15 protein-coding genes are annotated in these 17,821 nt (G+C 70.3%); 12 read left to right on the top strand and 3 right to left on the bottom strand.

Features of this window, described 5'->3' with window-relative positions:
• Window positions 1-112: 112 nt before the first annotated feature.
• Window positions 113-574 carry a hypothetical protein gene (locus AXZ95_RS08295; RefSeq protein WP_018190567.1) on the top strand — a complete coding sequence of 154 codons (462 nt, stop codon included), beginning with the start codon at window positions 113-115 and terminating at the stop codon, window positions 572-574.
• 58 nt (window positions 575-632) lie between these two features.
• Here AXZ95_RS08295 and AXZ95_RS08290 read toward each other — a convergent pair whose 3' ends face one another.
• Complete coding sequence (locus AXZ95_RS08290; RefSeq protein ID WP_196802423.1) at window positions 633-2,009, bottom strand: glucose-6-phosphate dehydrogenase; 1,377 nt, start codon at window positions 2,007-2,009, stop codon at window positions 633-635.
• Between the two features lie 29 nt (window positions 2,010-2,038).
• Here AXZ95_RS08290 and AXZ95_RS08285 point away from each other — a divergent pair, with 29 nt between their 5' ends.
• Genes AXZ95_RS08285 through AXZ95_RS08275 form a run of 3 tightly spaced genes read left to right on the top strand, consistent with a single transcriptional unit; the run spans window position 2,039 to window position 4,616 of the window.
• The gene (locus tag AXZ95_RS08285; RefSeq protein ID WP_018190565.1) at window positions 2,039-3,814 is read left to right on the top strand and encodes a glycoside hydrolase family 15 protein; all 1,776 of its coding nucleotides are present in this window, start codon (window positions 2,039-2,041) and stop codon (window positions 3,812-3,814) included.
• Window positions 3,811-4,113, top strand: a complete 303-nt coding sequence (clpS, locus tag AXZ95_RS08280; RefSeq protein WP_018190564.1) for an ATP-dependent Clp protease adapter ClpS — start codon at window positions 3,811-3,813, stop codon at window positions 4,111-4,113. The genes AXZ95_RS08285 and clpS overlap by 4 nt, the downstream gene beginning before the upstream one ends.
• The gene (locus tag AXZ95_RS08275; protein ID WP_018190563.1) at window positions 4,110-4,616 is read left to right on the top strand and encodes a DUF2017 family protein; all 507 of its coding nucleotides are present in this window, start codon (window positions 4,110-4,112) and stop codon (window positions 4,614-4,616) included. Before clpS ends, AXZ95_RS08275 begins: the two co-directional genes overlap by 4 nt.
• A gap of 237 nt (window positions 4,617-4,853) precedes the next feature.
• On the opposite strand, the gene AXZ95_RS08270 is transcribed toward AXZ95_RS08275, so the two are convergent.
• Window positions 4,854-5,975: a hypothetical protein gene (locus AXZ95_RS08270; RefSeq protein WP_018190562.1), complete on the bottom strand. Its 1,122-nt coding sequence runs from the start codon at window positions 5,973-5,975 to the stop codon at window positions 4,854-4,856.
• 185 nt (window positions 5,976-6,160) lie between these two features.
• On the opposite strand from AXZ95_RS08270, the gene AXZ95_RS08265 reads away from it, so the two are divergent.
• The 8 genes from AXZ95_RS08265 (at window position 6,161) to AXZ95_RS08230 (ending at window position 15,868) form a co-directional block, all read left to right on the top strand.
• A complete protein-coding gene (locus AXZ95_RS08265) occupies window positions 6,161-8,248 on the top strand; it encodes a hypothetical protein (RefSeq protein ID WP_018190561.1) in 2,088 nt (695 codons plus the stop codon).
• Window positions 8,249-8,255: 7 nt separating this feature from the next.
• Complete coding sequence (locus AXZ95_RS08260; RefSeq protein ID WP_018190560.1) at window positions 8,256-9,278, top strand: LacI family DNA-binding transcriptional regulator; 1,023 nt, start codon at window positions 8,256-8,258, stop codon at window positions 9,276-9,278.
• Window positions 9,279-9,314: 36 nt separating this feature from the next.
• Entirely contained in the window at window positions 9,315-10,607 is a 1,293-nt protein-coding gene (locus tag AXZ95_RS08255) for a sugar ABC transporter substrate-binding protein (protein WP_018190559.1), read from the top strand.
• 2 nt (window positions 10,608-10,609) lie between these two features.
• Window positions 10,610-11,587, top strand: coding sequence for a sugar ABC transporter permease (locus AXZ95_RS08250; RefSeq protein ID WP_018190558.1), 978 nt, complete (start codon window positions 10,610-10,612; stop codon window positions 11,585-11,587).
• Window positions 11,584-12,495 carry a carbohydrate ABC transporter permease gene (locus AXZ95_RS08245; protein ID WP_018190557.1) on the top strand — a complete coding sequence of 304 codons (912 nt, stop codon included), beginning with the start codon at window positions 11,584-11,586 and terminating at the stop codon, window positions 12,493-12,495. Before AXZ95_RS08250 ends, AXZ95_RS08245 begins: the two co-directional genes overlap by 4 nt.
• A 38-nt stretch (window positions 12,496-12,533) precedes the next feature.
• On the top strand, window positions 12,534-13,559 hold the full coding sequence (locus AXZ95_RS08240; protein WP_018190556.1) for a hypothetical protein: 1,026 nt from the start codon (window positions 12,534-12,536) through the stop codon (window positions 13,557-13,559).
• Complete coding sequence (locus AXZ95_RS08235) at window positions 13,556-14,617, top strand: hypothetical protein (RefSeq protein ID WP_018190555.1); 1,062 nt, start codon at window positions 13,556-13,558, stop codon at window positions 14,615-14,617. Before AXZ95_RS08240 ends, AXZ95_RS08235 begins: the two co-directional genes overlap by 4 nt.
• A gap of 105 nt (window positions 14,618-14,722) precedes the next feature.
• Window positions 14,723-15,868 carry a hypothetical protein gene (locus AXZ95_RS08230; protein WP_018190554.1) on the top strand — a complete coding sequence of 382 codons (1,146 nt, stop codon included), beginning with the start codon at window positions 14,723-14,725 and terminating at the stop codon, window positions 15,866-15,868.
• Here AXZ95_RS08230 and AXZ95_RS08225 read toward each other — a convergent pair.
• Window positions 15,777-17,669: a glycoside hydrolase family 15 protein gene (locus tag AXZ95_RS08225; protein ID WP_018190553.1), complete on the bottom strand. Its 1,893-nt coding sequence runs from the start codon at window positions 17,667-17,669 to the stop codon at window positions 15,777-15,779. The two genes, AXZ95_RS08230 and AXZ95_RS08225, sit on opposite strands and share 92 nt — an antisense overlap.
• Window positions 17,670-17,821 lie beyond the last annotated feature (152 nt).

Genomic DNA, 17,821 nt, shown 5'->3' with positions numbered 1-17,821 from the left:
AAATCCCCGGCGTGTTGCGCCGTGTCGCAACACATGTGTCCAGGACACTTGTATACAACGGTGAACCTGGAAGGGGTGCGCGATGTTTGGTCGGAGGCGACACGCTGCGGCAGTGCCGGCGGCTCCTGTTCCGCAGCTGACGGACGCCCAGATCCTCGAGCTCGTGCACACCAAGGTGGCGGAGCTCATCGGCGAGAAGGGCGAGTGGACCGTGGTCCGCCGCGCTCACGACGACACCGACACCATCTTCCACTCGATCCTCGCCCAGTCGGTCTCGGTCGGCATCGCCGCCGCGATCGCAGAGGCCCGTCGTCGTCTCGAGGCCGGTGAGAGCCTGACCGAGCCGCAGCACCTGGCAGCGGCCGTCGCCGACGAGCCCGTCGTCGTCACGGCCGAGGTCGTCGAGACCGCGCCCGCCGCACCTGTCGTCGAAGCCGCAGCTGCGGAGGGTGCGACGCCGGAGGCCGAGCCCGCCGCCTTCGGCTGGGAGCCCGCGCCGATCACGCAGTGGACGGACCTCCGCAAGCCGGTCACCGGCGAGTTCCCGGTCGTCTCGCACCGCTCCGCGGCCTGAGCCGGCCGGCTCAGCCCACTCCCGGATCCGCCCACTCCCGGCTCAGCCCACTCCCGGATCAACCCAGCGGCGCCCAGTCCTCCGGACCCTCGGACCCCGCCGGATACTCCTCGAGCGGCACGCGATCGTCGTGCCACGCGGTCAGCACCGGCTCCACGATCCGCCAGCACTCCACGGCCGTATCCGCGCGCACCGACAGCGACGGGTCCCCGTCGAGGATGCCCTCCAGCACCTCGCCGTAGGCCAGCAGCGCGCCGGGACCGAAGTCGGCGGTCAGACTGGCACGTTCCAGCTCGTACGGGTTGTCGGTGCCGTTGATGTTGATGTCGAGCGACATCGAGTCCGGGGCGAACATCAGCCGCAGCTGGGCCGGCTCGGTCGCGCCCTTCAGCCCGGTCGGCACGTGCTGGGCCGGCACGAAGGTGATGACCATCTCGCGTCGGCGGCTGCCGAGGGCCTTACCCGACCGGAGGGTGAACGGCACGCCCTTCCACCGCCACGTGTCCACCTGCAGCGTGACCTCGGCCAGGGTCTCCGTCTCCCGCTTGGGGTCGACGCCGCTCTCGTCGGCGTAGGCCGGCAGGGTCTTGCCGTCGATCTCCCCCGCCGCGTAGCGGGCGCGCCTGCTCGCTGTGACCGGGTCGCCGCCCCACACCTTCGTCGCACGCAGCACCAGCTGCTTGGCGTCGCGCAGGTCCGCCTCGCCCAGCGTCGACGGCGGCTCCATGGCCAGGACCGCCATGACCTGCAGCAGGTGGCTCTGGATCATGTCGATGAGGGCGCCGGCACCGTCGTAGTAGCGCGCGCGTCCCTCCAGGGCCAGCGTCTCGTCGTAGACGACGTCGACGCGCTCGATGTGCAGACCGTCCCAGAGCGGCTCCAGGATGCTGTTCGCGAACCGCACGCCGAGGATGTTGAGCACGCTGGAACGCCCGAGGAAATGGTCGACGCGGTGGATCTGGTCCTCCGGGACGAGCTTCGCGAGCTGCGCGTTCAGGCGGATGGCGCTCTCGCGGTCCGTGCCGAACGGCTTCTCGAGCGCCAGCGTGAGACCCTTGGGCAGGTCGAACATGCCGAGCGCGTCGCACGCCTTCGCCGTCACGGCCGGCGGAAGGGCGAAGTACAGCGCCGGGACGCCGTCCACACTCGCGAGAAGCGACTTCAGGTCGTCCGCGCTTGTGGCGTCGCCCTTCACATAGCGGGTGCCGGCGAGCAGGCGTTCCACCGCATCCCCCTTCGCGTCGACCGTCGCGAACGACGTCGTGACGATCTTCCGCCACGCGTCGTCGTCGAGGTCGTCACTGCTGGAACCCACCAGGGCGAACGCGCGATCCGGCTGATCGGTGAGCAACTGTCCGATGGCGGGGAGCAGGAGCCGTGACGTGAGGTCGCCGGATGCTCCGAGAATCACAAGAGTGTCCACGGACTGCGTCATGCCGTTCACAGTACGTCCATACTGGGAATATGTCGCTCCCCATCGAGGATTACGCCCTGATCAGTGACTGCTTCACCGGGGCCCTTGTCGGGAAAGACGGAAGCATCGACTGGCTGTGCCTCCCCCGCTACGACTCGCAGTCCATGTTCGGCGCCCTCCTCGGCACCGAGGACCACGGCCGCTGGCTCGTCGCCCCGGAGGACGCCTCGGCAACCAGCACGCGTCAGTACGAGAAGGACACGATGATCCTCGTCACGCGGTGGCGCACCGCGGACGGCGAGGTCGAGGTCGTTGATGTAATGCCGATGGGCGATCACCGCGCCGACATCATCCGCCGCGTCCGCGGTGTCAGCGGCACGGTGCGGATGCGCCAGGACCTGCGCATCCGGTTCGGGTACGCGACGGCCATCCCCTGGGTCCGCCAGGACAAGTCCGAGCGGCCGCACGCCCTCATCGCGGTCGCCGGGCCTGACGCGATCGTCGTGCGCGGTTCCGAGCTGCACGCGGCGAACCACTCGCATGAGGGGTCGTTCACGGTTCGCGCCGGCCAGACCGTCGACCTCGTGCTCACCTGGTTCCCCTCGCATCGCGACGCCCCGCCCGCGCTCGACGTCGAGAAGGCGCTGCAGCACACCCGCGAGTGGTGGACCGACTGGGCAAGCGGCTGTGCGCACGATGGGCCGTACCGCGACGAGGTCGTGCGGTCGCTGCTCCTCCTCCGCGCGCTCTCGCACCTGGAGACCGGCGGCATCGTCGCCGCGGCCACGACGTCCCTCCCCGAGGCGTTCGGCGGTCAGCGCAACTGGGACTACCGCTACGTGTGGCTGCGGGACGCCTCGCTCACGATCGGCGTGCTCCTCGATCACGGCTACAACGACTACGTCGACCACTGGCGCGACTGGCTGCTCCGCGCGATCGCCGGCGACCCGGGCGATGTGCAGATCATGTACGGGCTCGCCGGGGAACGCGACCTCGCCGAGCGGATCATCGACAGCCTGCCCGGATACCAGGGCGCGCATCCCGTGCGGATCGGCAACGGCGCATCCACTCAGTTCCAGGCGGATGTGATCGGCGAGGTGATGCTCGGCCTCGACCGCGGACGCCGCGCGGGGAACGCCGAGACCCGCTTCTCGTGGGCACTACAGCGCGCGCTGATGGGCTACCTGGAGCAGCACTGGCGCGACCCGGACCACGGTATCTGGGAGATCCGCGACAAGCCGCAGCAGTTCACGCACTCGCGCGCGCTCGTCTGGGCGGCGTTCGACTGCGCCATCCGCGGCGTCGAGGAGTACGGCCTCGACGGCCCGGTCGAGCGCTGGAAGCGCGAGCGCGACGCCATCCGCGCCGACATCGAGGCGAACGGCTGGGATCCGCACCGCGGCACCTACGTGCAGCACTACGGCACGACCGCCGTCGACGCCTCGCTGCTGCAGCTGGCGCAGGTCGGGTATGTCGACGCGGACGACCCGCGGATGCTCGGCACCGTGCGAGCACTCGAGGAGGATCTGGTGCGCGACGGCCTGCTGCTGCGCTACCGCACCGAATCCGGCGTGGATGGGCTGCCGCCCGGGGAGCATCCCTTCCTGGCCTGCTCGTTCTGGCTGGTCGAGCAGTACGCCCGCTCCGGCCGTGTTCAGGACGCGACGCGGCTCATGGACCGGCTGGTCGGCCTGGCGAACGACGTCGGTATGCTCTCCGAGGAATACGACGTCGACGGGCGCTCCCACGCGGGCAACACGCCGCAGGCGCTGACCCACCTGGCACTGGTGCGGGCGGCGGACGCGATCGCGGAGGCGACCGGATGACGGACGCCGGCACGCTGGAGCAGACCGGAACGCGGGAGCAGACGGATGAGCTTCTCGAACTCGGCTCGCCGTGGGTGACGATCGTCTGGAACGACCCCGTCAACCTGATGAGCTACGTGACCTACGTGTTCCAGACCTACTTCGGCTTCCCCAAGGCAGAGGCCGAGCGGCGCATGATGCTGGTGCACACGGAGGGCCGCGCGGTCGTCGCGACGGGCACCCGCGAGGAGATGGAACGGCACGTGGAGGCCATGCACGAGTACGGCCTGTGGGCGACGCTGCAGAAGGCGGACGCGTGATCCCGTTCCACCGGCGGCGGCGCGACGGTCGGGTGGTCGCCTCCTTCACGACGGACGAAGCGCGGCTGCTGCTGTCGCTCGCCGACGAGGCGGCCGGGCTGGCGCGTGCCGCCGCGACCCCCGACGGACCGCAGACGGACCCCGCGCTCGGGCGCCTGCTGCCCGACGCGTACCCGGACGACCCGGAGTCGTCAGCGGAGTTCCGCCGCTTCACCGCGGAGGGGCTCGCCGACCGCAAGGAGCACAACGCGCGGCTGATGGCGCGGACGCTCGGCGAGCCGGCCGGCAGACGGACCGAGGTAGCGCTCGACGACGCCGAGGCGAGCGCGTGGCTGCGGACGATCACCGACCTCCGGCTGGTCCTCGCGGCGCGGCTCGGCATCCACGAGGACGGCGACGAGGGCGACATCCACGACGAGGAGTCGGCGATGCAGCGCGCGGTCTACGACTGGCTGGCCGCGGTGCAGGAGTTCCTCGTGCTGGCGGTCCGCCCCCGTCGCTGACGCGCGCCGCCGGAAACGGAGGTGGACGCGGGCGAAACCCGGTCCGGGAAGCCTCCGTCTCCCTCCTCGCGCCGGTGCGTCGTCTCCCTTCTCCTCCTTTCCGCCGCCGACGGAAACGGAGGAGAAATGCCCGGTCGATCGGTGTTTTCGCCGGGAACGGAGGGGATGCGGGTGGGATCAGGCCCGATGACCTCCGTTTCCGTCGGCGTCGGAAAGGGAGGAGAACCGGAAGCGCGGTCAGACCGGGAAGCGGACCGCGGCAGCGGCCGCGCCGCCGCCCGGCACGTCCTCCGCCCGGAGCGCATAGACCTTCGCCTTCGAAGCGAGCGCGCGGCGGAGGATCTCGTCCACCACGCCGTACTCGCCCGGGGTGTCGTCGTCGCCGAACGTGATCACGCCGGTCTCATCGTCGACCGTGCCCGGCACGCGGCGGTCGATGTCGATGACGAGCGACTCGACCGCGCCGAAGGTCGCGGCGCGCGCGATGTCGCTGAGATCGACGAGAGCCGTCCCGGCGGCGATGCGCGCCTCGTACGTCTCGCGGAGCGCGGCGACTTTGCTCGCGTACAGCCGGTCGAGCACGCCGCGCGCGGCCGCCGCGAGCTCTTCGTCGGTCTTGTCCTCCGGATTGCCGCCGATCACCTCGGAGACGAGGTGCGGATGCTCCCCCGCCCCCTTGAAGATGCCCAGCAGCGGCTCCGCGGCGGCGAGGATGAGCGGCTCGGTCGAGTTGGCGAGCAGCGGGTGCAGGGCGCGCTCGATCGCCTGCACGTACTCCAGCATCCGCACCTTGTGCCCTTCGGAGCCCTGGATGCGCCCGTCGGCCTGCCGTCCGCTGATCGACGGAAGCCCGACGGCCGAGGCCGCATCCGTCGGCATCCCCGGCACGTCGATCCGCTCGGGCGACTGGTCGGGCGTGATCCGCAGCAGGCGCACCGAGTTGCCTGCGAGGGCGAGGATGAGCGCGGTCTGCGGGAACGTGAGCGCACGCAGCAACGGCTTCACGTAGAAGCGGTCCGCGATCTCGCACGCGGTGGTCAGCCGGTTCGGTAGGCGGAAAGTCTCTGCCAGCTCGCCGTCGAGGAAGACCGCGAGCGATCGGGACTGGTAGCGCCAGAAGTCGCGGTCGTCGAGGATCCGCTCCCCCTCGGCCTGGATGCTCTGCATGCGCGACCGCGGCACCTCGAGCTTCTCGAGTGCCCGCTGGGCCGACGCCAGGTGGTTCTTCAGCTCGATGCGGGCACGGTCGGCCTCGGCCGGGGTCGTCCCGGTCGGCAGGTAGACGCTGACGCAGCCGGGTTGCCGGAAGCCGGCTATCCGTTCGACGTCGGCCTGGGTCGGGATGTCCTTGTACTCCACGGAAGTCCTCCTGCCCCGCCGTCATGGCGTGGTCGATCGCGGTACGGTGCGGCCAGTCTCGTCGCGCGACGGGGGCCTTCACAAGACTCACGTTGACTTTTGCCGTCAGCGCGCCTACCGTCCTTTAAACCGGTTTAGATGATGACCCCCGCCCGGGGGTCGCTCCACCATGAGGGGTCGCGACGATGCGTAACCGAGAACTGAAGACACCGCGGGCTGCGCTCGCTCTCGCGCTCGGCGCAACGCTGGCGGTGACCGCCGTCGCCCTGCCCGCGCAGGCCGCGACCACCGCTCCGGCGACCGTCCCCAGCGCCTCCGCCACCGCGGACGCCGCACCGCCGAAGCTCACCAATCTGGCCCACCTCAACTTCCTGCTCGACGATGTCCCGCTCCTGGCAGGCGTCGCCGGCCACACCACGTACCGAGCCGCAGAGGAGCCGGTCGCCCGCGCCCCCTGGGTGTACGCCGACCGGCAGTCCGACGGCACCTTCCACCGCGTCGGCGGCGGCCCGATCACCGATGCCGCGCGCGGCTGGTACGCCCAGGGCGCCTACGACGCCGACGACATCTCCCGCGCCGCGGTCGTCTACCTCCGCGATTGGAAGCAGAACGGCACGGCATCCAGCCGCACGTCGGCCTACGAACTACTCCGTTCGCTCACCTACCTGCAGACGACGGAGGGCCCGAACGCCGGCAACGTGGTGCTCTGGCAGCAGCACGACGGCACGCTCAACCCGTCCGCCATCCCGAAGGAGCTGCCCGACCCGTCCGACTCGGCCGAGTCGTTCTGGCTCGCCCGCACCGTCTGGGCGCTCGGCGAGGGCTACGCGGGCTTCCGCGACGCCGACCCCGCCTTCGCGTCGTTCCTCGGCGACCGGATGCAGCTGGCGCTCGGTGCCCTCGGCCGCCAGTCGCTCGCCCAGTACCCGCAGACCCAGGTCGCCAACGGCGTCACCGTCCCCGGCTGGCTGATCGTCGGCAGCGCCGGGGCGACGGCGGAGGCCGTGCTCGGCCTGAGCGCGTACGTCTCCGCCCGTCCGGCGGACACAGCCGCGCGCACCGCCCTCGCCCACTACTCGGAGGGAATCGCGAAGCTGCAGAGCGGCGGCATCGGTCAGTGGCCGTTCGGCGCCCTCCTGCCCGAGGCGAACTCCCCCACCTTCTGGCACGCCTGGGCCGGGATGCAGCCCGCCGCCCTCACCGCGGCGTCCACGACCCTCGGCGACGCCTCCCTGCAGCGCAGTGCGACCACCGACCTCGCCCAGTTCACCGCGCAACTGCTCGCGACCGGCGGACCGGACAACGGCTGGACGCCGACCCCGGCCGACCGCACCCAGATCGCGTACGGCGTCGACTCGCGACTCGAGGGCCTCGTCGCCGCGGCCGACGCGACCGGCGCCGGCGGGCTCGCCGCCCTGGCCGGAGCGCAGGCCGCCTGGTACTTCGGGGCCAACCGCGCCGGTGTCCCGGCCTACGATCCGGCGACCGGTGTCTGCGTCGACGGCATCGCGGCCGACGGCACCGTGAACCGCAACTGCGGAGCCGAGTCGGTGATCCACACCCAGCTGAGCATGCTCGCGCTGGATGCGCATCCCCCCATCGCCCGCGCCGCCACTGCCCTCACCCGCACGACGGCGACCCAGGGCCTGACGGTGGTCGAGGCGGAGTCCGGCACGACGACCGGCACCGTCACCACCGTCACGCCGCCGTCAGCCTGGACGGGCTCGGCCAACTGGTCGGCCGGCGCCTACCTGCAGGCCTCCGACCGCTCCACCGTCACGGTCACGCTTCCCACAGGCCACCCGGCAGCGCGCATCCTGCCGATCGCCGACCTCGGTCCGGGCGGAGCGGGCACGACCTCGTGGACCGCCTCGGTCGGCCGCCTGACGCTGCCCCTCGGCCGGACCGACAACGTCCGCCCCGGTGAGCAGGGCATCGCGCCCAGCCCGGTGTTCCTGCTGCCGCAGACCCTGCCCATCCCCGTTCCCGCCCAGGCCACGACAGTGACTGCGCGCGTCTCCGGGACCGCCCGGCTGGATGCCCTGCTCGTCCAGCCCGTCGTGTCGCACCTCGGACTCGCGGGCAGCAGCAGCCTCGACGTCTACGTCAACGCGACGAAGCTGCCGGTGCCGCAGAAGCTGGATGCGACTGGCCCGGTCACCGCGACCAGCTACGACTCCTCCGGCCGCCAGGTCGGCCGCACGCAGACCGTCGGAGCCCACGGCATCATCGTGGTCCTCCCCGGCGGCTTCACCACGGTGACCCCGAAGTGAGCCACGCATGAGTCCGGCCAACGTCACGATCAACGACGTCGCCCGCGCCGCGGGCGTCAGCAAGTCGCTCGTGTCGCTGACCCTGAACGCGCGGCCGGGGGTCGCGAGCGAGACGCGGGAGCGCATCCTGCAGACCGCCCGCGACCTCGGCTGGACACCGCATCCCGGCGCCCGCGGTCTGAGCACCCGGCGCGCCTACGCCCTCGGGCTGGTGCTGCGGCGCGAACCCCGAACGATCGAGGTGGACCCGTTCTTCGCCTCGTTCATCGCCGGAGTGGAGACCGTGCTGGCCGAACGCGGCAACGTGCTCGTGCTGACCGTCGTGCCCGACCGCGCCGCCGAGGAGCGTGCATATGAGCGGCTCGTCGCCGACAAGCGCGTCGACGGGTTCCTGCTCACCGACCTCCTCGCCGCGGACGAGCGCATCCCGCTGATCTCGCGGCTCGGCTCCTACGCCGTGTCGCTCGGCGAACCGCCCGGTGGCAGCCCCTTCCCCGTCATCACCCGCGACTACGACTCCGGCATCGACGAGCTCGTCCGGCACCTCGTTCAGCTCGGGCACCGCCGCATCGCCCACGTCTCGGGCGACGAGCGGATGCTGCACGGGCTCCGCAGGCGTGAGCGCTTCGAGCTCGCCGCGGCGGCGGCCGGGATCTCCCCCGTCGTCGTCACCACAGACTTCTCTCCCGAGCAGGGCGCCGAGGCCACGAAGGCCCTGCTCGAGACAGAGGACCGCCCGACCGCGATCGTCTACGGGAACGACCCCATGGCGATCGCCGGGATGGGCGTCGCACATGAACGAGGGCTCGACCTCCCGGCCGAGCTCTCCATCACCGGACTGGACGGCTCGCACATCGGGTCGTTCGTCTACCCCTCCCTCACCACCCTCGACAACGACCCGGCCGGCTGGGGAACCGCCGCCGCCACCGCGCTGCTGCGGCTGGTGGAGGACGGCGAACCCGGCGACGTCGCGCTGCCGCCCGCCCGGCTGGTGGTGCGCGCCTCCACCGCCCCGCCGTCGGCCGGCTGATCGACCCCACCCCCACACCCACCGAAAGGCAGAGACATGCGAAAGCGCAGGATCGCCATCTCCCTCATCACCGCCGGCATCGTCGCCGGCACCCTGGCCGCGTGCGGCTCGAGCGGAGGCGGCAGCACGGACGCCATGAAGGCGCACGGCCCGATCACCATCTGGTACTCCAACAACACCCAGGAGGTGCAGTGGGGCAAGGCGATGGTCTCGGCCTGGAACTCCGCGCACCCGAAGGAGAAGATCAAGGCGCAGGAGGTGCCTGCCGGCAAGAGCACCGAGGAGGTCATCGGCGCCGCCATCACCGCGGGAACCACGCCGTGCCTGGTGTTCAACAACCTCCCGGCGGCCACCGGCCAGTGGCAGAAGCAGGGCGGCCTCGTCGACCTGTCGAAGTTCCCGGACGGGAACAAGTACATCGAGGCCCGCAGCGGTGACGCCGCGGCCCAGTACAAGTCGGCCGACGGCGACTACTACCAGATGCCGTGGAAGCAGAACCCCGTCATGATCTTCTACAACAAGGCCATCTTCCAGAAGGCCGGCCTCGACCCCGAGAAGCCCGACCTGTCGACCTACGACAAGTTCCTGGCCGCCGCGCAGAAGATCAAGTCGTCCGGCGCAGCTCCGTACGCGATCTACCCGGCCCCGACGAGCGAGTTCTTCCAGGTGAACTTCGACTACCTGCCGCTGCTCGCCGCCCAGACCGGTGGCAAGACCTTCATCGAGGACGGCAAGGCCACCATCGCCGACCAGGACTCGCTGGATGTCGCCAACTTCTGGAAGACCATCTACAGCGATGGGCTCGCCGGCAAGGAGCAGTACCAGGGCGACGCGTTCCAGGACGGCAAGTCCGCCATGGCCATCGTCGGCCCATGGGCGATCGCGTACTACGGCGACAAGGTCCAGTGGGGCTCCGTCCCCGTCCCGACCAAGGACGGCACGTCGGCCGACGAGACCTACACCTTCCCGGACGCGAAGAACATCGGCATGTACACCTCGTGCAAGAACCAGGGAACGGCCTGGGATGTGCTGAAGTTCGCGACCAGCCAGGAGCAGGACGGCAAGCTGCTCGACGTCAGCGGTCAGATGCCGATCCGCAAGGACCTCGCCACCACCTACGCGTCGTACTTCGACTCGCACCCCGCGTACAAGGAGTTCGGTGCGCAGAGCGCTCGCACGGTGGACGACCCGACCGGCACGAACACCATCGCTCAGATGCAGGCCCTGCGTGACGCCTACACGAAGGCGGTCGTGAACGGCAGCGGATCGGTGGAGGACGTCTTCAAGGCGGCAGCCGACAAGATCGACAAGCTCCAGGCCCAGAAGTAGCCATGAGCACCTCCGTCCGCGGTTCTGACACCGCACCGCCGGCGGCGGGCGCCTCGCCCGCCGCCGGGTCGGGGCGCACGCACCGGCCGCCGCTCGTGCAGCGCATCCTGGGCACTAACCCGCTCGGCTGGCTGTTCAGCGCGCCGTACCTCGTCTTCGTGCTCGCGATCTTCGCGTTCCCGCTGTGCTTCGCGGTGTACATGTCGTTCTTCGACTACTTCTTCGCGGCGCCCGGGGCGAACGTGGATCGCCCGTTCGTCGGGTTCGACAACTACATCCAGGCGTTCACCGACCCACAGGTGCTGCAGTCGTTCGTCAACGTCGGCATCTTCCTGATCATCAACGTGCCGCTCACCGTCATCCTGTCGCTGCTGCTCGCCTCCGGGCTGAACAGCATCGTCCGGTTCCGCACCTTCCTGCGGGTGAGCTACTACGTGCCGTACGTGACAGCGAGTGTGGCGACCATCGCCGTCTGGCTGTTCCTGTTCGGCCAGAACGGACTCGTCAACCAGATCCTCGGTCCGCTGGCGCCGAGCCCGAGCTGGCTCTCGAACCCGGCGCTCGCCATGCCGTCCATCGCGATCTACGTCACGTGGAAGGGTCTCGGCTTCTACATCCTGCTGTACCTCGCGGCGCTGCAGAACGTGCCGACCGAGCTGTACGAGTCGGCCGCCACCGACGGCGCGGGCAAGATCCGGCAGTTCATGTCGGTCACCGTTCCGGGCGTGCGTCCGGCGACCGTGCTGGTCCTGCTGCTCGCGACGATCACCGGCGCGAACCTGTTCACCGAGCCCTACCTGCTCACCGGTGGCGGCGGGCCGGAGGGCCGATCCGCCTCGCCGGTGCTGCTGATCTATCAGCAGGGCATTCAGCAGGGCCACCCGGGATACGCCTCCGCGATCGGGGTCATCCTCGTCATCGGGGTGCTCATCATCGGCTGGCTGCAGAACCGCTTCGTCGGAGGGAGGAACGAGTCATGACCACGGAGACCACCCCACGTGCCGTCGCACCGGCGCGGACCAAGCGCAGGAGGGACCTGGGCACCCCGCGGCGGCTGAGCCGCGGGCAGGCGATCCTGCAGGGCATCGTGCTGACGCTCGGCGCCATCGCGTTCCTGTTCCCCTTCTACTACATGCTGGTCGGGTCGCTGCAGACGGCCCCCGACACGACGATCGCGGGCGCCTTCCCGAACCCGGGCAACCTGACGCTGCAGAACTACGCCGAGATCAACTCGCGCATCAACCTGGTGACCGGCCTCGTCAACTCGGGGATCTTCACCGGCGGCGTGCTCCTGGGCACGGTCGTGTTCGGCGTGCTGGCCGGGTACTCGCTCGCGGTGCTGCAGTGGCGCGGACGCGGGGTCACCTTCGCCCTCGCCCTGCTGGTGCAGACCATCCCGTTCCAGCTGCTGATGATCCCGCTGTACGTGCTCATCGCACGCAACTACGGGCTCGCCGACAACTACCTCGGGATGATCCTGCCGTTCGCGATCAACTCGGCGGCCGTGCTCATCTTCCGGCAGTATTTCCTGCAGCTCCCGAAGGAGCTGTTCGACGCCGCGCGCGTCGACGGGGCTGGCGAGTTCCGGCTGCTGTGGCGGATCGCGCTGCCCCTGGTGCGTCCGGCCCTGGTCACGGTGCTGCTGCTCACCTTCATCGGCCCGTGGAACGAGTTCCTCTGGCCGTTCCTGATCACCAAGGAGGCGAGCCTGCAGCCGCTGGCCGTGTCGCTGGCGAACTACATCTCGACGGTCGCGGGGTCCACCGCGAACCCGTACGGCGCGATCCTCTCCGGAGCCGTCGTGCTGGCCGCGCCCGTCGTCGTGCTGTTCATCGTGTTCCAGCGCTATTTCACCTCCACCGACCTGGGTTCGTCCGTCAAGGGCTGACCCACCCGTCCATCCACAGAAACGAACCACGGGAGACCATGGACACCGTCCACACCGCTCCGGCGGAGCACGACGCCCTGCTGGCGAGCTACCGCGAGGCGCTCGCGCACACCAACGCCCTCACCGACCGCATCTCGACCGACCAGTTCTCGGCGCACTACCCGGTGCGCCCGGACTGGGCGATCGGACCGTTCGTCCGTGACGACGCGCTGACCTTCCGCCCGGAGGGCCAGTGGGACGACCCCACCGGGGTGGGGTGGACGAGCGACTCGGTCTTCAACCCGACCGTCATCCAGCGGGGCGACGACGTGCACCTGTTCTACCGGGCGTCGCCGCGCAAGGAGTCGACCGCCAGCCGGATCGGTCACGCGGTCCGGCGGGACGGCGTGTGGCACGACTCCCCCGCCAACCCGATCCTGTATCCGACGCTCGCGAACGAGACGCTCGGCGTCGAGGACCCGAAGGTCTACGCCCTCGACACCGGCTACGTACTCTTCTACAACGCGATCTGGCGACGGGACGACGGATCCGTCGCCGTCGACATCATGAGCGCGGTCTCGGACGACCTCGAGCACTGGACGAAGCGGGGCCTCGTCGTCCCCTACGAGGTGTCGGAGTACTGGGCGAAGGGAGCGGTCATCCCGCGCGACGCGCAGGGCCGGGCGGTGCGCATCGGCGGCGAGTACCTCATGTTCCTGTCCGAGGGATGCGGCGGCCGGCCCACGGTCGGACGCTCGACCGACGGCCTCGAGTGGCGCTTCGAGGTGCAGCCCTACCTCGACCTGTCGCCGCTCCCCGGCACGCTGTTCGAGGTCGCCTGCGCCGTCGTCGACGGCGACCACCTGGTGCTCGACTTCTTCTACGCCGACGCCGACGGCGACTTCGCCGCAGCGCAGGCGCTGTATCGGCTCGACCACCCGTTCACGCAACTGGAGCTGAACCGCGGCGGCTCGCTCGCCTGGGGCGGACTCCAGAAGCTCGACGGCCGCTGGTCGTTCGCCCAGGGATGGGATGCTCCACCCGGGGTCCGCGAACTGTACTTCTACAAGGAGGTGGACGCATGAGCGCGTTCCCGTACCGGCTCTCGCGGGCGGGCGTCGTGATGACCCCTGTCGCGGGCGACCCGCTCGAGGCGGAGGGGGTCCTCAACCCCGCTTCCGGCCACGGCCCCGACGGCGACCTGTACCTGCTGCCGCGCCTGGTCGCCGAGGGAAACGTCTCGCGTGTCGGCCTCGCCCGCGTGATCACGGAGGACGGCGTCCCGGTCGCCGTCGAACGCCAGGGCGTCGTCCTCGAACCGGACCGCCCCTTCGAGCGCGGCCGTTCGAACGCGGGCGTCGAGGATCCGCGCATCACGTTCATCCCGTCGCTCGGGCTGCACGTGATGACGTATGTCGCCTACGGACCGCTCGGCCCGCACACCGCGGTCGCCGTCTCCGACGACCTGCGCGCCTGGCGGCGGCTCGGCCCGGTGTCGTTCGAGTACGACGACGAGCTGGGGATCGACTTGTCGCTCTTCCACAACAAGGACACCGTGTTCTTCCCCGAACCGGTCACCGCGCCGGACGGCACCCCGAGCCTCGCCGTGCTCCACCGGCCGGTGTGGGACCTGGGCGAGATCCGCCCGGGCGAGGGCGAGCATCCCCCCGCGGGCGAGAGCCGCCCCAGCATCTGGATCGCGTTCATCCCCGTCGAGGCTGTGCAGCGCGACCTGCGTGAGCTCGCCCGCTGGCGGCAGAACCGGTTCCTCGCGGGTCCCGAGTTCCCGTTCGAGGAGCTCAAGATCGGTGCGGGCCCGGCGCCGCGACGCGTCCCCGAAGGCTGGCTGCTCATCCACCACGGTGTCACCGGCCGGCTGGAGTCGGGGGTCGCGCAGCAGAAGAATGTGAACTACGCCGCCGGCGCGATGATCCTCGACGGCGACGAGCCGTGGCGGGTGCTCGACCGCACCACCGAACCGCTGCTCTCGGCCGAGACGGAGGACGAGCGGAGCGGCATCGTTCCGAACGTCGTGTTCCCGACGGCCATCGAGACGGTGGACGGCCGCGACTGGGTGTTCTACGGCATGGCGGACTCGAAGATCGGGGTCGCGCTGCTGGAGCGGGTGCCCTCGTCCGACTGACGTCACCCCCGCGTCCCGCACCTCGCACTCGGCGGGAACGCTGCCTGGTGCCCGCGCTCCGCACGGCGGTACAGTGAGCGCGTTCCCGGCCGGCGAGGTGGTGACATGGGCGACACCGTTGGGCAGATGCGGCGCACTCCGCTGCTCAAGGCGGAGGGGGCCGCCATCGTCGCGGGCGCCGCTGCGTTCGTCCTCGCGGGCATCGTCGCGCTTCCGCTGTTCTGGGGTCGCGACCTGCCGATCGCCGGCCCGGACTCCGTCGGCCAGTTCGTCGCGTACGCGGGCGGGATCGTCGCCGTGCTGGCGTACGTGGTCGGGAGGCTGTGGATGCGCGACGGCCTCACCCCGTTCGCCGCCCCCGGCGAGCGGCGGCGGGCGGGCGCATCCCCGGTCGACGTGTTCGACACCATCGCCATCGCCGTCGCGCACGGCGTCATCGCGCTCCTGGGCTGGCTGGTGCTCGGAACGGTGCTCGCGGACGGGTTCCGGGACGCGACCGTGTACTTCCTCTCCGCGTCCGCGCTCGCGGCGACCGCGGCGGCCGTCACCGGGTACGCCGTGTTCCTGTCGGCGGTGAACATGAGCCTGATGCGGCTGTCCACCGTGCTCGCCGCCTTCGTCATCGTCGGCATCCTCACGGCGATGCTGAGCGCGCCGGACCCGCACTGGTGGATGCTGCACCTGAGCGCACTGGGCATGACCCAGTCGATCTCCTCGCTCTCCTTCAACCTGACCCTGATCATCGCCGGCGTGATCGTCACGGCGATGGCGCGCTACGCGACGGACACGCGCTTCCTGGCCCCGGCGTCGGAGGGCGATCCGGTCGCCGACCGTCGGCGTGCCGCGCTCATCCGGGTCCGCGTCGGACTCATCCTCATCGGGGTGCTTCTCGCGGGGGTCGGGCTGTTTCCGCTGAACGTCTCGCAGGTCCTGCACAACGTGTCGGCGGTCGGGATGGTGCTGGTGTTCTCGCTCGTCGTCTTCTGGGTGCGGGCGGCGCTGCCGGAGGCTCCCGTCGCGTTCTTCGTGCTCGGCTACGTGTTCTTCGCGACGATCGTGGCCGTCCTGCTGTTCTTCGTCGTCGGCTACTACGTGCTGACCGCGACCGAACTCGTCGCCGGCGTCGTCGTGTTCGCCTGGCTGATCGTCTACCTGCGCGTCAGCGGCGCGGTCGGCCGGAGGTCGTCCGCGGGGCGCCTGGAGGGGCCGCCTCTCGCTTCTGCTGCCGGTCGAGCGCACCGTTCAGAGTGATCGCCGCGCGGATCAGCGCGAGATGGGTGAACGCCTGCGGGAAGTTGCCCAGCTGCAGCCCCGCCGGGTCGATCTCCTCGGCGAACAGCCCCAGGTGGTTGCCGTAGGTCAGCATCTTCTCGAAGGCGTACTGCGCCTCCTCGATGCGCCCCGCGTCCGCGAGCGCGTTCACGTAGAAGAACGAGCACAGCGAGAACGTGCCCTCCGCGCCGGGCAGGCCATCCGGCGAGGCGGCCGGGTTGTAGCGGTACACCAGGCTGTCGGTCACCAGCTCCTCGGTGATCGCGTCGAGCGTCGACAGCCACATGGGGTCCTGCGGCGAGATCATGCCCACCAGCGGCATGAGCAGTGTGATCGCATCCACCACGTCGGTGCCCGGGTACTGCACGAACGCCTGCCGGTCCGGGTTCCAGCACCGGGTGAACACCTGCTCGTAGACGGCGTCGCGCGCCTCGATCCACGACTCGAGAGGAGCGGGGAGGCCGCGGTCGCGGGCGATGGCGATGGCCCGGTCGAAGGCGACCCAGCACATGATGCGCCCGTAGGTGAAATCCTTGCGGCCGCCGCGCGTCTCCCAGACGCCCTCGTCCGGCTGGTCCCAGTTCGCCACCAGCCAGTCCAGGATGCGGCACAGCTTGCTCCAGCCGGGGTGCCCGATCGGCCGGTAGCCCTCGGTGGCGTACAGCGCGTCCATCGCCTCGCCGTAGATGTCGAGCTGCAGCTGGTCGGCGGCGCCGTTGCCGATGTTCACGGGACGCGACCCCGCGTAGCCCTCGAAGTCCTCCAGCTCGCGCTCCTCCAGGTCGGAGGAGCCGTCGATCCGGTACATGATCTTCAGCGGGCCGGAGCTCTCGCCGGCCTGCTCGGCGACCCGATCGGAGACCCACAGCGCGAACGAGATCGCCTCCTCGGTGTAGCCGAGCGCGAGGAGCGAGAAGACCGAGAACGAGCCGTCCCGGATCCAGGTGTAGCGGTAGTCCCAGTTGCGCACTCCCCCGAGCTGCTCGGGCAGCGCGGCTGTCGGTGCGGCGACCAGTCCGCCGCTCGGCGCGTACTGCAGCAGCTTCAGCACCATCGCCGAACGCTCCACCGACTCGCGCCAGCGGCCCGAGTAGGTGCTGCGCTGCAGCCAGTCCCGCCAGAACGCCACGGTCTCGCGGAACGCCGCCTGCCCGGCGTCCGCGGTGAGCGGCTCGGCTCCGGACGCCGGCGCGGTCTGGAATACGAAGAGCCGGAGCTCTCCCGCCGCGACCGTGACCGTCGCATCCACATCGCCGCCGGAGAGGTCCAGTGCAGCGAGCTCGTCGGCCGTGAGCCCGGTAAGGGATGCGCGGACCGCGTCGCCCTGGAACACCACGCCGCCGTCGGCCGCGCTCGCCGTGTGGTGACGGCGGCCGAAGTCGAATCGCGGGCGGCACTCGATATGGAAGTCGAGTTCGCCACGGACGACCCGGATGCCGCGCAGCACCACGCGGTTGTCGCTCGGGATGGTGGGCTCGTCGGCGACGGGCATGAAGTCGATCACCTCGCCGACCCCGGAGGGAGACATGAACCGGGTGATGAGGACGGCCGTCTGCGGGAAGTACATCTGCTTGATGCGCATCCCGTCGTCCTCCGCCCGGATGCGGAAGAAGCCGCCCTTCTCGCGGTCGAGCAGCGACGAGAAGACCGCGGGCGAGTCGAAGCGGGGTGAGCAGAACCAGTCGATCGATCCCTCGGTCGACACCAGGGCCACGGACTGCAGGTCGCCGATCAGTCCGTGGTCGGCGATATCCGGAAAGGCGTGCTCGTCTGCGGCCATGATGATGTCCCCTCCAGTCGATGGCCGGATGGTAACCCCGCGACCCTCCGACCGGCGAGAGAGATGTTCCGGGCCGGACGGATTGCCGTCTACCCGGGGTCGCACCCACGGAGCTACCATCCGGGCGGAGTCCGCCCTCCCGATCGGAGGTC

The sequence above is a fragment of the Leifsonia sp. 115AMFTsu3.1 genome, from assembly GCF_004362795.1.
In the GTDB taxonomy this organism is placed as follows: domain Bacteria; phylum Actinomycetota; class Actinomycetes; order Actinomycetales; family Microbacteriaceae; genus Leifsonia.
Note: the sequence above shows the minus strand (reverse complement) of the source record. Positions and strands in the feature narration are given on the sequence as shown.

Excerpts from the sequence above, each read along its gene's own strand:
- AXZ95_RS08290 (WP_196802423.1), bottom strand. The coding sequence starts at position 2,009 with ATGACGCAGTCCGTGGACACTCTTGTGATTCTCGGAGCATCCGGCGAC.
- AXZ95_RS08285 (WP_018190565.1), top strand. The coding sequence starts at position 2,039 with ATGTCGCTCCCCATCGAGGATTACGCCCTGATCAGTGACTGCTTCACC.
- clpS (WP_018190564.1), top strand. The coding sequence starts at position 3,811 with ATGACGGACGCCGGCACGCTGGAGCAGACCGGAACGCGGGAGCAGACG.
- AXZ95_RS08265 (WP_018190561.1), top strand. The coding sequence starts at position 6,161 with ATGCGTAACCGAGAACTGAAGACACCGCGGGCTGCGCTCGCTCTCGCG.
- AXZ95_RS08260 (WP_018190560.1), top strand. The coding sequence starts at position 8,256 with ATGAGTCCGGCCAACGTCACGATCAACGACGTCGCCCGCGCCGCGGGC.
- AXZ95_RS08255 (WP_018190559.1), top strand. The coding sequence starts at position 9,315 with ATGCGAAAGCGCAGGATCGCCATCTCCCTCATCACCGCCGGCATCGTC.
- AXZ95_RS08250 (WP_018190558.1), top strand. The coding sequence starts at position 10,610 with ATGAGCACCTCCGTCCGCGGTTCTGACACCGCACCGCCGGCGGCGGGC.
- AXZ95_RS08245 (WP_018190557.1), top strand. The coding sequence starts at position 11,584 with ATGACCACGGAGACCACCCCACGTGCCGTCGCACCGGCGCGGACCAAG.
- AXZ95_RS08240 (WP_018190556.1), top strand. The coding sequence starts at position 12,534 with ATGGACACCGTCCACACCGCTCCGGCGGAGCACGACGCCCTGCTGGCG.
- AXZ95_RS08235 (WP_018190555.1), top strand. The coding sequence starts at position 13,556 with ATGAGCGCGTTCCCGTACCGGCTCTCGCGGGCGGGCGTCGTGATGACC.
- AXZ95_RS08230 (WP_018190554.1), top strand. The coding sequence starts at position 14,723 with ATGGGCGACACCGTTGGGCAGATGCGGCGCACTCCGCTGCTCAAGGCG.
- AXZ95_RS08225 (WP_018190553.1), bottom strand. The coding sequence starts at position 17,669 with ATGGCCGCAGACGAGCACGCCTTTCCGGATATCGCCGACCACGGACTG.